This window comes from Nonomuraea sp. MTCD27 (assembly GCF_041950495.1).
Classification (GTDB): Bacteria; Actinomycetota; Actinomycetes; order Streptosporangiales; family Streptosporangiaceae; genus Nonomuraea.
The window spans coordinates 521,992-536,927 of the sequence record NZ_JBGNUW010000005.1 but is presented as its reverse complement, the minus strand read 5'-3'; the positions used below and the strand labels follow the sequence as shown (position 1 = coordinate 536,927).

14 protein-coding genes and 1 riboswitch are annotated in these 14,936 nt (G+C 70.3%); of the genes, 6 read left to right on the top strand and 8 right to left on the bottom strand.

The features are described from left to right. Window positions 1-26 precede the first annotated feature (26 nt). Window positions 27-953: a hypothetical protein gene (locus ACBJ59_RS18360; protein ID WP_375111407.1), complete on the top strand. Its 927-nt coding sequence runs from the start codon at window positions 27-29 to the stop codon at window positions 951-953. A gap of 349 nt (window positions 954-1,302) precedes the next feature. On the opposite strand, the gene ACBJ59_RS18355 is transcribed toward ACBJ59_RS18360, so the two are convergent. From ACBJ59_RS18355 to ACBJ59_RS18335, 5 genes are all read right to left on the bottom strand, one after another. Then, window positions 1,303-2,193 carry a CAP domain-containing protein gene (locus ACBJ59_RS18355; protein ID WP_375111406.1) on the bottom strand — a complete coding sequence of 297 codons (891 nt, stop codon included), beginning with the start codon at window positions 2,191-2,193 and terminating at the stop codon, window positions 1,303-1,305. 135 nt (window positions 2,194-2,328) lie between these two features. After that, window positions 2,329-3,876 carry a D-alanyl-D-alanine carboxypeptidase/D-alanyl-D-alanine-endopeptidase gene (gene dacB / locus ACBJ59_RS18350; RefSeq protein ID WP_375111405.1) on the bottom strand — a complete coding sequence of 516 codons (1,548 nt, stop codon included), beginning with the start codon at window positions 3,874-3,876 and terminating at the stop codon, window positions 2,329-2,331. 99 nt (window positions 3,877-3,975) lie between these two features. Further along, window positions 3,976-4,524, bottom strand: coding sequence for a DUF1707 and FHA domain-containing protein (locus ACBJ59_RS18345; RefSeq protein WP_364117896.1), 549 nt, complete (start codon window positions 4,522-4,524; stop codon window positions 3,976-3,978). A gap of 103 nt (window positions 4,525-4,627) precedes the next feature. Further along, window positions 4,628-5,989 carry an MFS transporter gene (locus ACBJ59_RS18340; protein ID WP_375111404.1) on the bottom strand — a complete coding sequence of 454 codons (1,362 nt, stop codon included), beginning with the start codon at window positions 5,987-5,989 and terminating at the stop codon, window positions 4,628-4,630. A gap of 59 nt (window positions 5,990-6,048) precedes the next feature. After that, on the bottom strand, window positions 6,049-6,903 hold the full coding sequence (locus ACBJ59_RS18335; protein ID WP_364117899.1) for a hypothetical protein: 855 nt from the start codon (window positions 6,901-6,903) through the stop codon (window positions 6,049-6,051). Window positions 6,904-7,144: 241 nt separating this feature from the next. On the opposite strand from ACBJ59_RS18335, the gene serA reads away from it, so the two are divergent. After that, window positions 7,145-8,734, top strand: a complete 1,590-nt coding sequence (gene serA / locus ACBJ59_RS18330) for a phosphoglycerate dehydrogenase (protein WP_375111403.1) — start codon at window positions 7,145-7,147, stop codon at window positions 8,732-8,734. 427 nt (window positions 8,735-9,161) lie between these two features. Here serA and ACBJ59_RS18325 read toward each other — a convergent pair whose 3' ends face one another. Then, complete coding sequence (locus ACBJ59_RS18325) at window positions 9,162-9,284, bottom strand: hypothetical protein (protein WP_375111402.1); 123 nt, start codon at window positions 9,282-9,284, stop codon at window positions 9,162-9,164. Window positions 9,285-9,704: 420 nt separating this feature from the next. On the opposite strand from ACBJ59_RS18325, the gene ACBJ59_RS18320 reads away from it, so the two are divergent. Further along, window positions 9,705-10,094, top strand: coding sequence for an SSI family serine proteinase inhibitor (locus ACBJ59_RS18320; protein WP_375111401.1), 390 nt, complete (start codon window positions 9,705-9,707; stop codon window positions 10,092-10,094). A 72-nt stretch (window positions 10,095-10,166) separates the two neighbouring features. Here ACBJ59_RS18320 and ACBJ59_RS18315 read toward each other — a convergent pair whose 3' ends face one another. Then, the gene (locus tag ACBJ59_RS18315) at window positions 10,167-10,571 is read right to left on the bottom strand and encodes a C40 family peptidase (RefSeq protein WP_375111400.1); all 405 of its coding nucleotides are present in this window, start codon (window positions 10,569-10,571) and stop codon (window positions 10,167-10,169) included. 198 nt (window positions 10,572-10,769) lie between these two features. Next, a riboswitch (cyclic di-AMP (ydaO/yuaA leader) is annotated at window positions 10,770-10,911 on the bottom strand. A 99-nt stretch (window positions 10,912-11,010) separates the two neighbouring features. Here ACBJ59_RS18315 and ACBJ59_RS18310 point away from each other — a divergent pair. Together ACBJ59_RS18310 and ACBJ59_RS18305 are read left to right on the top strand one after the other, a co-directional pair. Next, complete coding sequence (locus ACBJ59_RS18310; protein WP_375111399.1) at window positions 11,011-12,057, top strand: 3-isopropylmalate dehydrogenase; 1,047 nt, start codon at window positions 11,011-11,013, stop codon at window positions 12,055-12,057. Between the two features lie 249 nt (window positions 12,058-12,306). Next, window positions 12,307-13,404 carry a branched-chain amino acid aminotransferase gene (locus ACBJ59_RS18305; RefSeq protein WP_375111398.1) on the top strand — a complete coding sequence of 366 codons (1,098 nt, stop codon included), beginning with the start codon at window positions 12,307-12,309 and terminating at the stop codon, window positions 13,402-13,404. A 42-nt stretch (window positions 13,405-13,446) separates the two neighbouring features. Here ACBJ59_RS18305 and ACBJ59_RS18300 read toward each other — a convergent pair whose 3' ends face one another. After that, window positions 13,447-14,091, bottom strand: a complete 645-nt coding sequence (locus ACBJ59_RS18300) for an O-methyltransferase (RefSeq protein ID WP_375111397.1) — start codon at window positions 14,089-14,091, stop codon at window positions 13,447-13,449. A 59-nt stretch (window positions 14,092-14,150) separates the two neighbouring features. Between ACBJ59_RS18300 and ACBJ59_RS18295 the strand changes: the two genes are divergently transcribed. After that, on the top strand, window positions 14,151-14,798 hold the full coding sequence (locus ACBJ59_RS18295; protein WP_375111396.1) for a DsbA family protein: 648 nt from the start codon (window positions 14,151-14,153) through the stop codon (window positions 14,796-14,798). Window positions 14,799-14,936: the final 138 nt, after the last annotated feature.

Here is a 14,936-nt window from a genome sequence, read left to right as displayed (position 1 = left end):
CCGTGTCAGGCCGTTCACTGGCGACCATGCTCGCCTACCTGGGTTCAGGACCCTACTGTTACGCCCATTCGCTGGCCATGGTGCTCGGCCCCGCGTCGCCCGAGGTCGGGGTGATCGAGACGCTGACGGGGTCGCCGTTCGGGATGCGGCTCGTCGGCGGCACCCGGCCGTTCTTCGACCCCTACGGCTGGGACCCGGAGCTCGGGCTCGACGCCGCCGTCGAACTGCTCGGGTGGCGGTGCGAGCGCAGCCACGGGGGCCCGCCCGGTGAGGCGCTCGACCGGCTGCGCGCCGCGTGCGCGCGGGGGCCCGTGCTCGTCGGGCCCGTGGACATGGCGCTGCTGTCGTACGTGCCCGGCGGGGCGGGGGACCACTACCTGGTGGCGCTGGCCGTCGAGCGTGACACCGTCGTGCTGCACGACCCGCACGGGCACCCCTGGGCCACGCTGCCCACCGCCGACTTCCTGGCCGCCTGGCGGGCTGACGCGGTGGAGTATCTGGACACGTCCTACGTGATGCGTACCGGCTTCGTACGGGCGAGGCGGACGTCCGTGCCGCGGGCGTTGCGCGCCTCGCTGCCCGCCGCCGTCCGCTGGCTGTCGGGCCGGGACGACCTGCCGGTGCCGCCCGGCACGCTGGGCGGGGCCGCCGCGGCGCTGCGGCTGGCCGAGCTGGTGGAGGCCGGCCTCGACGAGGCGGTCCGGGGGACGCTCGTGCACTTCGGCGTACGGGTGGGCGCGCGGCGCCTGGCCGACGCCGCCACCTGGCTCCAGAACCTGGGCCTACCGGCAGCGGCCACCGCCGCCGCCGACCAGGCCCGCCTGCTCGGCGCCCTCCAGCACCCGCTGGTCACGGGCGACGACCCGGCCGTCGCGGCCACCCTCCGCCGCCTCGCCCCCGGCTACGACCGCCTCCGCACAACCCTGACCACCTCCGACGCGACCCCGTCCTGAGCGCCCTGCCCCTCGGCGTCCCCGCGCCCGGTCCCGCGCGCGTTATCTCCCTGCGCTCGGCGACTGGTCCTGCGCGAGCTTCGCCTCTACGCTCGACGCCCGGGTCCTCCCGAGGCGCCAGCACGGGAGCCTGCGCATGAACCTGACCGCTCCTCAAAGGGACCTCAGCCGAAGTGCGGTGGGAAGGCGCGGGGTGGCGGGCTGGTTTGTGCGGACCCGGTCGCGGTCCTGTGTGCGGGGGGAGGCGCGACCGGGTCCGCCCGGAGGGGAGCGTTTGGGCGTGCGGTGGGAAACCGGCTCGGGGTGGGGCCGGTGGAAGCCCGACGCTCCCTTGGTTCGGGGGGCTGCCCTAGCGGGCGGCGAAGTCCTGCGTCCAGGTGGGTCCCTTGGCGTTGTGACCGACGCCGATGTGGGTGTAGGAGCAGTTCATGATGTTGGCCCGGTGACCTGGGCTGTTGAGCCAGGCCTTGACCACGGCGGCGGCGCTGGGCTGGCCCTTGGCGATGTTCTCGCCGGCCATCCGGAAGACGAAGCCGGCTGCCTTGATCCGCTGGTCGAACGTGCGGCCGTCGCGCGAGTCGTGCGAGAAGTAGTTGTTGCGCGCCATGTCGGACGAGTGGCGCTCGGCGGCGAGGTGCAGCTTGGCGTCGTGGACGAGGGGCCGGCAGCCGTTCTTGGCGCGGGCCTGGTTGGTGAGGGTGACGACCGCCGTCTCGGGGGCGGAGGCGAAGCCCCCGGCCGAGGCCGGGCGCCCGCACGACAGCTTCACCGAGCGCGAGGTGTCGACCCGGCCCTGCGAGTCGAGTGCGACCACGTAGTAGCGGCGCGGGGTGCTGGTGCAGCGCACGTTGGCGGTGATCCGCCCGTTGCCGATGACCTTGGAGCCGCTCTTGGCGACGGGGTCGGTGCCCTTCACGGCGACCTGGACGCGCACCCTGAGCCGGGCCTGGTCGGCGCAGCCCGTCCGGGCGACCGTGCCCCGTACGGTGCCCTTGGAGACGAACGGCTTGGACGCGACCACGCGGCACGCCAGCCGCGCGCCCTGCGTGACAGGCTGGGCGGCGGGTCGTACGGCAGGTCGCACGGCGGGCTGTACGGCCGCGCTGGAGGCCGTGGCGGGCGCGGGGATGCTCAATGCCGCCAGACTCCCGAGGCAGGCCATCGCCTTGAGCTGTCCGCGCATCATGTCCTCCGGTTTGGGGCTCGACACTGCGTCGAACCCGAATTCTGGCCCGCCCAAGTCGGCTTTGTACGGAAATTCCCGCCGTTACCTGGAGCTCCAAGTCGCTGAATCGTAATATGACCTGGTCTGAGACCCGGTAAACCAGAACGGCCCCCTGAGCGTCAGGGGGCCGCAAGGTGGGTCAGCGGGCCGTCAGCACTGCGCGGGCTTGAGCCACGAGCACTCCAGATCGCCCGCCGCACCTGGGACTGCGGCCCGGAGCTGGGCGGCGGCGTCGCCGGCGGCCGCCGTACGGGAGAACTGGGCGAGCCGGACCGCGATCTTGTCCTCGATGTCCTTCGGCGAGGCCGACAGGTACTGGTTGAGCATGATCGAGAAGATCAGCGGCTCGCCGTCGGCGCTGGTGACGTAGCCGGAGAGCGCGGTGACCCCGGTCAGCGAGCCGGTCTTGGCGTGGACGTTGTTCGCCGCGGGCGTGTTGCGCATCCGGCTGCGCAGGGTGCCGCCCGTGAACCGGTCGGCGTTGCCGGCGATGGGCAGGGACTCGTACCAGGTGGTGAACCACGGCTTGCCCCGTACGGCGGACAGGAGCTGCACGATCGAGCCCGGCGAGAACCCGTCGCGCCGCGACAGCCCGGAGCCGTCCCGCATGTTGATCACCTGCACCCCGTTCGCCCTGGCGAAGTCGGTGCTGACCTTGAGCCCGGCCGACCAGGTGCCCTGGTTCGCGACCTTGCGGCCCATGGCCTTGGTGAGGATCTCGGCGTGGATGTTGTTGCTCAGCTTCATGAACGGCACCAGCAACTCGCCCAGCGTCATCGACTCGTGCCTGGCCAGCTCCTTGGCCCCCGCGGGCGCCGCGCCCGCGACGGTCGGGCCGAGCACCTTGACGCCGTGCCCGGCCAGCGCCTTGCGGAACAGTGCCGACACGTACGCCGTCGGGTCGTCCACCGCCACCCACTCCTGGTACGGGTCCGCCACCGTGCCTGTGATGACCACCGTCCGGGTGCCGTGCTGCCGCTCGATGAGCACGTCGGTCTCGGCGCCCACCGTGGCCCGGTTGACGATCTTCAGGTAGTCGGTCTCGGGCGTGGTGGACACCTTGACCTTGTCCCCGTCGGCCGCCACGGCCACGATCACCGAGCCGGCGTCGTAGTCCCGGTCCGGCGAGGCGGTCAGGGCCGAGATCGGCGCCGCGTAGTACGCGGTCTCGTCGTCCCAGGCCCAGTCGTTGCCGAGCCGCTGCGTGTCGAACCAGGTGTCGTCGGCCACCAGCTTGCCGGTGACCACCTTCACGCCGGCCGCGGCGACCTCGGCGGCCAGCGCGTCGTAGTCCGCGGCCAGCATGGTCGGGTCGCCGGTGCCGCGCAGCACCAGGTCGCCGGCCAGCACCGAGCCCGCCTTGCGGCCGGTGTTGAGCACGGTCGTGGGGAAGCGGTAGTCGAGGCCGAGCGTCTCCGCCGCCGCGGCGGAGGTGAACAGCTTGGTGTTGGAGGCCGGGAGCAGGAGCTTGCCGGCGTCGGTGGCGTAGAGCTCCTCGCCGGTCTGTGCGCTCTTGACCACGACACCGGCCCTGGCGATCGTGAGCCGCGAGTCGCTGAGAATCTGGTTGAGGTCCTGGGTCAGGTCCGCCACGCCCACGGAGGGGTCGAGCGCGACGGCCGGGGAGGAGGGTCCGGACGCCCACGCGAGGGCCGCGACGAGCGCGCCCGCGACGAGGGAGGCTGAGGTGCGCCGCATGGGGTCTCCAAGTGACTGGGGGATCGCATGAGAGCATGGATCAGCGCAGTCAGCCTGTAATCCGCAAATATCCGTATTTATCGGGTGTGGCGGGAGCTGTCAGGACGGCTGGTGCGACGTCACCATGAACCCGCAGTCGCCGAACGAGATCTCGTCGCCCGACTTCACCCTGGCCGGCCCCACCAGTCGCCACCCGTTGAGCCGGGTGCCGTTGAGCGAGCCGAGGTCCACCAGCATCCACCCGCCGTCGCCCTCGCGGCGCAGCTCGGCGTGCACGCGGGAGACCGTCAGGTCCGACAGGACGAGGTCGCAGGCCGACCCGCGGCCCACCACGTAACGCAGCCGGTCGTCGTCGGGCAGGGCCAGCCGGGGCAGGCGCGGGCGCCGCCACGCCGACTGCAGCCGGGTGGTGAACTCGGAGACCGACGCCACCGCGTCGGTCAGCCGCTGCCGGAACGTCTGCCGTTGCGGCAGGTCGGCCACCAGTTCGTCGAGCTCGTGCCGGTTGCGTGCGCGCAGCGCCTGGTCCACCCGGCCCACGAACGTGTCGTGTGAGATCCGGCCCTCCACGGCACGGTCTCTGAGCTCGTCGATCGCACGGTCACGTTCCCCATCGGAGGCGCGAAAGGGCGGATGCGTGGAGCTCATGTAGCGAGTATCGGCCTGAACCTCGCCTCGTGTCCAGAATACGCGGATCAGTTGCGATAGGCATGCGTCGTGCCCGGCCCGCCGCCGCCCTGGCGGGGGCTGTTCACGCGGACGTGTCCGGCACCGGCGGGACGGGTGGCGGCAGGCGGTACTTCAGCGTGATCAGCACCGACGCGAAGATGATCACCGCGGGCAGCGCGGTCTGCCCGATGAGGACCGCGGTCACCGCGCTGTCCGGCTGCTGGACGGGCGTGCTGGGCTCGGACTCGATGAAGCCGCTGATGGACAGGATCACCCCGAAGATCAGCGCCCCGAACGAGCTCACCCCGCTCTCGATGGCCGTCCACAACCCGGTCAGCACGCCGGCCCGCCGCTTGCCCGTCCGCGCCGCGTCCACCGCGATCACGTCCGCGAGCATCGAGAACTGCATGAGCTGCACGCCCGCGTACCCGATGCCGACCAGCAGGATCATCACGTGCGCCCACACCGGGCCGAACAGCGGCGTCGCCATGGCCGCCGTCGTTCCGGCCCCGAACAGCGCCGCCGCCAGCACCATCGCGCCGCGCTTGTCGAACCGCCTGGCCAGCCGCACCCACAGCGGCATCGTCAGCAGGATCGGGCCGACGAGCGCGGCGAAGAGCGTCTGCGTGGCCCCGGCCGACCCGAGCGTGTACGTCGCGAAGTACGGCGCCGCGGCCAGCATCATGCTGACGGCCAGCATCTGCGTGCAGGCCAGCACCGTCAGCCAGAGGAACGGCGGGTTGCCCCTGATCGCGGCGAGCTGCTCACGCCACCCGCCGCGATCCGGCTCGGGGGCGCCGGTCATGGGGGCGCGGGCCGTGCCGAAGAACGAGCCGAGCATGGCCAGCAGCAGGATGACCGCGATCGTCAGCGCCATCACCCGGTAGCTGCCCAGCGTGCCGTCCTCGCCCTCGCCGGTGGCGATGGCCGGCGCGAGCACGCCGCTGATGGCGGTGGCCACGCCGATGAACACCATCCGCCACTGCAGCAGCGACGTGCGCTCGTGGTAGTCGTGCGTCATCTCGCCGGGCATCGCCTTGTACGGCACCTCGAACAGCGCGTACGCCGTCGCCGTCGCCAGGAAGCACACGCCCACGTACGCGGCGGCCGCGTAGCCCGTCAGCGGCGGGCCGGCGAACACCAGGAAGAACGCGATCGGCAACGTGCAGGCGCCCGCCAGCATCCACGGCCGCCGCGGACCCATGCGCGAGCGGGTCCGGTCCGACCACCGCCCCACCAGGGGGTTGATCACCAGGTCCCACACCTTGGGCGCGGTGACCACCACCCCGGCCAGCCACGCGGGCACGGCCAGGAAGTTCGTCATGTAGTACAGGAGGAGCAGTCCGGGCACGGCGTTGACCGTGGCCGTGCAGAACGAGCCCACCCCGTAGCCGACCCGCACGCCCCTGGGGACGGTGGTCGCGGGCACCGCCGGTGCGATCATGCCCTCATTGAAGCGGAGCGAGGGCTTGTTCGGGAGGGCCCACTTTCGCGGGCCCTCCCTCAGTCGCTGACGTTCGCGCAGACCACGTGGGCGCCGATCTCGATCATCCGCCGCTCGCTGCGCGCGTCCGCCACCCTGGCCATGAGGATCGGCGCCCCGGAGGCGGCGAACTGCGGCAGCCGGGCGCGTACCAGGCGGTGCAGGTCGCGTACGACGTCCTCGGCGGCCGACATGTGCACCTTCACGTGCAGCATGATCCCCGGCGCCCCGGAGGCCGTGCGGGCCTCGGAGATCCAGACGTGGTGCACGAGCGGGAAGTCCATGAGCAGGTACGCGATCGCCTGCCGCAGCGCGGGCAGGATCGGATGCGTGCACCGCCGGTAGCCCGGGTCCACCTGCTGCATCGGCCCCGACAGATGCGGCCTGGGCGCGGGCACCCAGGGGAACGTGGGAGCCTCCGGAGCCGGGGGAGCCACCTGGGCCAGCGCGGCACCGCGCGACACGGTGGCCATCGCCCCCGTCGCGTAGGCGGCGGGCACCGCCCCCGACAGGACGGGCGTGGGCCCCGTGCGCGTCGTGGTGAGGAAGCGCTGCAGATCGTCGATCGGCACGGCCGCGGCGGCTGGTCCGGCCGCGTCGATCACGATCTCGCGCACCCCGGTGACGCGCTGGATGTCCAGGATGGTGTCGGCGTCGCAGGCCGACAGGGAATGGCTGCCGCGGTGCCTGGCATAGGTAGCGGGGCCGGTGTATCCGAGCAGCACCCGGTCACCGGCCTGGGTCGTCCCCAGGACGACGGAACGATCTGGTCGCACTGCCACCAGGACTCCACCGTCGGCAAGAGCGCCCAGCAGGCGGTGCGGCGTGCCATGCTGAGCGAGCACGTCGGCAAGCGCAGGATTCCCGATGCTCATATGACGAACCATAGGTAGTCGGCCACGGCTTATCAGGCTAATGGCGAATAAATCTCCCGATCAAGACAAAGATGTGCGCAGAGTGGATGAGTTTGCCGAGCGCTGGGTACGGCGGTCCTCGTCTCACATCGTGAGTCCCTCGTGAACGCGTTCACAAGCGCCGGATAGACTCAGTGGGACCGCCGGGGGGATCCGTGGACGTGTCCCCCCCAAGCCCGCCGTGCCTTAAGGATCCACACCAGTGAACAAGCCCGTCGTTCTGGTCGCAGAGGAGCTGTCCGAGGCTGGCCTCGCCGTACTCGGAGCTGATTTCGAGGTCCGCCACACCGACGGCGCCGACCGTTCCCAGCTGCTGCCCGCCCTCGCCGAGGTGGACGCGCTGATCGTCCGCTCGGCCACGCAGGTCGACGCCGAGGCCATCGCCGCGGCGCCCAAGCTGCGCGTGGTCGCGCGCGCCGGCGTCGGCCTCGACAACGTCGACGTCGAGGCGGCCACCAAGGCCGGTGTCATGGTCGTCAACGCGCCGACCTCCAACATCACCAGCGCCGCCGAGCAGACCATCGCCCTCATCCTGGCCAGCGCCCGCAACACGGCCCAGGCCCACGCCGCGCTGAAGAACGGGGAGTGGAAGCGCTCCAAGTACACCGGTGTCGAGCTCGACGAGAAGGTCGTCGGCATCCTGGGCCTGGGCAAGATCGGCCAGCTCGTGGCGCAGCGGCTGCAGCCGTTCGGCGTCGAGCTGATCGCCTACGACCCCTACCTGCCGCCGGCCCGCGCCGCGCAGATGGGCGTCAAGCTGCTCAGCCTCGAAGAGGTGCTCAAGCAGGCCGACTTCATCACCGTTCACCTGCCCAAGTCCAAGGAGACGCTCGGGCTCATCGGCGACCGGGAGCTGCACCAGGTCAAGCCGTCCGTCCGGATCGTCAACGTCGCGCGCGGCGGGATCGTGGACGAGGGCGCGCTCTACTCGGCGATCAAGGAGGGCCGGGTCGCGGGAGCCGGCCTGGACGTGTTCGCCAAGGAGCCGTGCACCGACAGCCCGCTGTTCGAGCTGGACCAGGTCGTCGCCACGCCGCACCTGGGCGCCTCCACGCACGAGGCCCAGGAGAAGGCCGGCACCCAGGTCGCGCGGAGCGTGAAGCTGGCGCTGGCGGGCGAGTTCGTGCCCGACGCCGTCAACGTCCAGGGCGGGGCGGTCGCCGAGGACGTCAAGCCGGGCCTGCCGCTGGCCGAGAAGCTCGGCCGGGTCTTCACCGCGCTGGCCGGCGAGGTCGCCACCAAGCTCGACGTCGAGGTGCGCGGCGAGATCGCCTCCCAGGACGTGCGGGTGATCGAGCTGGCCGCCCTCAAGGGCGTGTTCGCCGACGTGATCGAGGAGCAGGTCACCTACGTCAACGCCCCGCTGCTGGCCAAGGACCGCGGCATCACCGTCGAGCTGGTGACCAGCTCCGAGAGCCCCGACTGGCGCAACGTGGTGACCGTGCGCGGCGTGCTCGCCGACGGCCGTACGGTCTCGGTCTCCGGCACGCTCTCCGGGCCGCGCCAGATCACCAAGATCGTCGAGGTCAACGGCTACGAGATGGAGATCGAGCCGACGGCCCACCTGTGCTTCTACACCTACACCGACCGTCCCGGCATCGTCGGCGTGGTGGGCAGGCTGCTCGGCGAGCACAACATCAACATCGCCTCGATGCAGGTGGCCCGTGACGTCAAGGGCGGCAAGGCGCTCATCGCGCTGACCGTCGACTCCGCCATCCCCGCCGAGGTCGTCGAGCAGATCGGGGCCGAGATCGGCGCCGAGAGCGGCCGTTCGGTGGACCTGGAGGACTGACCTCCCACACCGGCCGGGGGCCGTCACCCGTCTTGGGTGACGGCCCCCTTGCGTCTCACGATGCGAGATAGTAGGACATCCAAGCAGCATGCTCGGGTACTGTGACGGGTAATGCGCCAGGTTCTCGTACTCATTACCTGCCGCGGCGGGGCCTGTTAGGGCAGGTCGACGACCCGCCGCGGAGAGCGGCGTTGGCGTCGGCCACTAAGTCCCTTCGTCCGGTCCGTGACCCGGACCACGAGATCAGGCCCGGTCGGATTCGCGACCGGAGTCCGGCTTCCCCCTTCAGGAATTCTGGAACGCGCCCGCGAGAAGAGATGAATCCCATGTACGAGATGTATGCCTGGAACCGTGCCGAAGACCACGACGACGAGGCGGCCGAGGCCGTCCAGACCGCGCTGGACCGCCGCGACAACGGCGGCGCCCCTCAGAACTCCAGCCGGTAGAACACGGCCGTCCGCCTCATCGCCGGCAGGGCGCCGACGATCCAGGCCGAGATGCGGTGCGTGATCGACAGGCGGTCGAATCCGTCGAGGTCGAACGCGCTCACCGCCACAGGCCCGGCCCGGGAAGCGCTCCACGATCGCCCGCGGCAGCGCGGCGCCCTCGGCCGGGTCGAGGTAGTAGAGCAGGCCCTCGGTGACCACCAGCGCGGGAGCGTCGCCGGGGACCCGCTCCAGCCACGCCAGATCGGTGACCGATGACCCGATCGTGGCGTGGCCTGCGCGCCCGGGGAACAGCCTGTCGCGCAGCTCGATGACCTCCGAGTAGCCCACGTCGTACCAGCTGACCGACGGCGGCTGAGCGCCACGGCCTGGCGCCGCCGGGTCCGATGCCCGTCCCGGTGAAGTCGTGGTCGATCCGCCGCCACGCTACGCCTGGGACAGGGGGTACGGACACCTGCCGTTGTGGATACGGAGAGTGCTGGTAGCGTCGCGCTGCGTATCCATTCCATGAGGAGGTTCCCCCCATGCACGCTTCCCTGACCGCGATCCGCCGCGCCGTCGCCGTCGCCGTCCCCGCGCTGGCCACCGCGGCCCTGCTCGCCGCTCCCGCCCACGCGCAGGCGGCCGAGCTGACCATCACCAAGTACCACGGTGGTGTGGCCCAGCGCTGGGTCCTGATCTGCGACCCGGACGACGGTAACCACCCCGACCCGTTCGCCGCCTGCGACAGGCTGCGCGAGATCGGCGGTGACCTCGACCAGATCCGGTTCCGCCCGGACGTCCCGTGCCCGCGGATCTTCGACCCCGTCGATGTCCAGATCCACGGTCATTTCCACGGCGAGCCGCTGGACCTCGCCGAGCAGTACCCGAACCCCTGCTTCGTGGAGCGCCTGGCCGCCCCGATCGTGCCCTGACGACCTGGAAGAGAGCCCCTGAGGCGACCTGAAAGAGAGCGGCCCCGGGCTCGCGGGGCCGCTCTCGGCTTCTCAGAGGGTGGCGGTGAGCGTGGCCGGGGCGGAGGACCGGCGCTGCTTCAGCACCTCGGTCCACTGGCGCACGCCCTTGGGATCCGGCCGGACCGCTCCCACGAACGCCTGTCTGCGCCAGGTCGAAAGCTTCTCCTCCTTCACGACGTCGCCCGTGCGCGGCGCATGCACCATGTAGCCGGGCTTCGAGATCATCCCCACGTGACCCAGGTTGCTGAAGAACACCAGGTCACCGGGCTCTAGATCGTTCCATGCGATTTTCCTGGAAAATGCCCCGTACTGTTCGCGGGCGGTGCGCGGCAGTTCGATGCCCGCGGCTTCGTAGGACCTGAGCATGAGCCCGGAGCAGTCGTACCCGCTCCTGCTGGTCCCGCCCCAGACGTACGGGGTGCCGCGTTTGTCCATGGCGTAGTCGAGGGCGATCTTCCAGGCGGGCGTGGGGGCCTGCGCCTCCTGGATGCGCTTGATCTCGGCGCCGGTCAGGGTGGTGGTGTCTTTGTCCGTGGTGGCCCGGGGTCCGTCGGTGGCGGCCTGGGCGGCTGGGGTGGCCAGGATGAGCCCGGCGACACCGGCCGCCAGGGCAATGGCGATGCGAGACAGAACACTGTCCTTCCATGCGGCCGACCGGGTTAGCTGACGGGCTCGGGCCTGGAAGACGGCCCTACGGCGGTGCCGATTCGCCCCTGGGGGAAAGTTGGGTCCCCGGCTCCACGCAGCGGCTGCGTGGATTAGGCCAGACGGACTCTAACGAAACGGTCAAAAGGTCGCAAATGCCTCAAAACCGGACGTCCGAAAAATGAGATGATGTGTTCGTCAGACGAGACGAGCCGGTAAGGTACCGCCCATGGAGTCGCGTAACATCCGCTTGGCCGTCATCCCCGGGGATGGCATCGGCACCGAGGTCGTGGCCGAAGGACTCAAGGTCCTGGAGGCCGTAGGCACGAAGATCGAGCCCACGCACTACGACCTGGGCGCCGCACGCTATCACCGCACCGGCGAGACGCTGCCGGACGCGGTGCTCGACGAGCTGCGCGGCTACGACGCGATCCTGCTCGGCGCCATCGGCGACCCCAGCGTGCCGCCGGGCGTCCTTGAGCGCGACCTGCTGCTGCGGCTCCGGTTCGAGTTCGACCACTACGTCAACCTGCGGCCGGTCAAGCTGTTCCCCGGGGTCGAGACCCCGCTGGCCGACACGCCCGCCGAGGACATCGACATGATCGTCGTCCGCGAGGGCACCGAGGGCCTCTACGCCGGCACCGGTGGCACCATGCGGCGCGGCACGCCGCACGAGATCGCCACCCAGGAGTCGCTCAACACCGCCCACGGTGTCGAGCGCGTGGTGCGTTACGCGTTCGAGAAGGCCAAGTCGCGGCCGCGCAGGAAGCTGACCCTCGTCCACAAGACCAACGTCCTCACCTACGCCGGCGACCTGTGGCAGCGCACGGTCAACCGGGTGGCCGAGGAATACCCCGAGGTCACCACCGACTACAGCCACATCGACGCGGCCTCGATGTTCTTCGTCACCCAGCCGGAGCGCTTCGACGTGGTCGTCACCGACAACCTGTTCGGCGACATCATCACCGACCTCGGCGCGGCCGTCGCGGGCGGCATCGGCCTGGCCGCCAGCGGCAACATCAACCCTGAGCGGACCACGCCCAGCATGTTCGAGCCGGTCCACGGCAGCGCGCCCGACATCGCCGGCCAGGGCAAGGCCGACCCCACCGCGACCATCCTGTCCGTCGCCATGCTCCTCGACCACCTGGGCCTGCACGCCGAGGCGGCCAGGGTCGAGCAGGCGGTCGCCGACGACATCGTGGAGCGCCTCGCCGGCTGGGCCGGCCGCACCACGACCGAGATCGGCGACGACATCACCGCGCGAGTATCCGGCTAGGACCGCCTAGCCCCGAAACAGCGCCTGGCGGTCCGAGAGGACTCGCCAGGCGCTTTTTCGCGTCCGCGTTCCGGTCGTGGAATGGGCTTATCACCCCCATTGGCCGCTTGCCATCCCATATGGCGAGACAATAGGAAGTACGGACTGCCCTCCCGGCCACGGCCGCTCACCGCCACCGGCTCGCAGATCCGCAGACAGTGGGCAGATTCCGGTAGATTTCGGTAGATCGCAGAGAGAAGGACCTCCGTCATGACCATCGCTCAGAAGCTCAGCTTCGACGTGCAGCTATCCGACCACGCTCGCACCGCGGCCGAGCGGGAGCAGGTACTGGCGAACCCCGGTTTCGGGCAGACCTTCACGGATCACATGATCTCGATCGACTACACCGAGGGGCAGGGCTGGCACGACGCCCGACTCATGCCGTACGGGCCGCTCTCGCTCGACCCGGCCACCTCGGTCTTCCACTACGCGCAGGAGCTGTTCGAGGGCCTGAAGGCCTACCGCCAGATCAGCGGCTCGATCGTGACGTTCCGCCCGTACGCGAACGCCTCCCGCTTCAACCGCTCGGCGCTGCGCATGGCCATGCCCGAGCTGCCCGAGGAGACGTTCGTCGACTCGCTCGAGCTCCTCGTCGAGACCGACAAGGAGTGGGTGCCCACCACCGAGGGTCACAGCCTCTACCTGCGCCCCTTCATGATCGCCACCCAGGCGGGGCTCGGGGTCAACTACCCGTCGAAGACGTACAAGTACATGGTCATCGCCTCGCCGGCGGCCTCCTACTTCACCGGCGGGATCAAGCCCGTCTCCGTCTGGCTGTCCACCGAGTACACGCGGGCCGCCCCGGGCGGCACCGGCTTCGCCAAGTGCGGCGGCAACTACGCCGCGGCGTTCGTCGCGCAGCGGCAGGCGGTGGAGAACGGCTGCGACCAGGTGGTGTGGCTGGACGCGGGCGAGCACAAGTACGTCGAGGAGATGGGCGGGATGAACCTGTTCTTCGTCTTCGGCAACAAGCTCGTCACCCCCGAGCTCACCGGCACGCTGCTGCCCGGCATCACCAGGGAGTCCATCCTGGAGCTGGCCGGCGACCTGGGCCTGGAGACCGAGGAGCGCCTCGTCTCGGTGGACGAGTGGCAGTCCGCGTGCGAGTCGGGCGAGCTCACGGAGGTGTTCGCGTGCGGCACGGCCGCCGTCGTGACGCCGGTGGGCGTGGTGAAGGGCGCCGACCGCTCCTGGACCGTCGCCGACGGCACGCCCGGCCCGGTCACCATGCGGGTGCGCGAGGAGCTGGTGGGCATCCAGTACGGCGCCCGCCCCGACGCCCACAACTGGATCCACAAGATCGTCTGATCGTGTTCCCTCGGGGCGGCAGGCCCGCCCCGAGGGCCCGCGCTAGTTCTTCCTGATCATCGTCATCCCGTCGGCCACGGGCAGCATGAGCACGCTCACCCGGGGATCCGCGATCACCAGGTCGTTGAACTGCCGTATCTCGACCGTCGTGGTCTCCTCGTGCGCCGGGTCGGCCACCCAGCCCCTGCGCAGCGTGTTGTCCGCCAGCAGCAGCCCGCCCGGCCGCAGCCGGTCCATCAGCAGCTCGTAGTAGGCGGGGTAGCTGCCCTTGTCGGCGTCGATGAAGGCCAGGTCGACCGTCTGGTCGAAGGTGGCGAGCGTCTCCTTGGCGGGCCCGATCGTGAGCGTCACCCGGTCGGCCACCCCCGCCTCGTGCCAGTAGCGGCGGGCCACGGACGTCCACCGCTCGCTGATGTCGAAGCAGTGCAGGGTGCCGCCGGACAGCCCGCGGGCGATGCACACGGACGAGTATCCGGTGAACGTGCCCACCTCCACGACCACCTGGGGCGCCATGAGCTGCGTGATCATGGTGAGGAATCGGCCCTGGTCGGGGGAGATCTGCATGGCCGCGTTCTCGCCCGCGATCTCGGCCGTCTCCTTCTCCAGCTGCTCCAGCAGGGGGTCGGGCGGAGTGGTGTGCTCGAACACGTATCTCGCTACGGCAGAGTCAAGGAGGTATGCCTTCATGCGGCCATTGTTTCCCCTTCGGATAGGGTCTGCGCGATCGACGAGGTGAGAGTGGGCTGATGATGAAGCGGTTGATGGCGGTGGCGGCGGCGTTCGTGGCGATCGTCGTGCTCGGGGCGCTGTCGTTCTTCTCGGGGACCGGTGTGTCGTCCGAGGGGGTGACGCTGACCCGGCAGGCGGACGGTTCGATGATCCTGGCCGACCTGGCGAGCGAGGCTCCCGTGCTGGACGTGTTCGAGGACTTCGACTGTCCCATTTGCAAGGACATGCATGCCAAGGTGGACGGCACGATCCAGAAGCTGGCGCGGGAGGGGAAGGTCAAGGTCGTCTTCCACGCCGTGACGATCTTCCAGGACGAGCCCATGCGCTCCAACTCCATCCGCGCCGCGGCGGCCGCCCGCTGCGTCCCGGAGGCGAACTGGCTGACGTTCAGGGACGAGGTGTACGCCATGCAGCCCGCGCCGCACGGCGAGGCCTCCGGGTTCACCGTCGAGGAGCTGGCCAAGGCCGCCAGGAAGGCCGGGGCCTCGGTGGACTCGTGCGTGACGTCGCAGTCGTACGCGAAGGCGCACGTGGCGGAGACGGCCAAGATCCGGCTGGAGGGCACGCCGACCGTGCTGCTCGACGGGCGGTTGCTGGGCAACGAGGCGTTCGACCCGGTGGCGCTCGAGCAGGCCATCACGGGAGGCGACGGGGTCCAGGTCTGAGGCCCAGGTGTGACGTGCGGTGTCCCAGGACGTGAGACCGGTGTGCCGAATGGTGAATTCATGTGGCAGACTGGGCGGCACCATGTTCTACGGTCTGCTCATTATCGGCAGGCGCGCTGGCTGACACAGGGACACCGC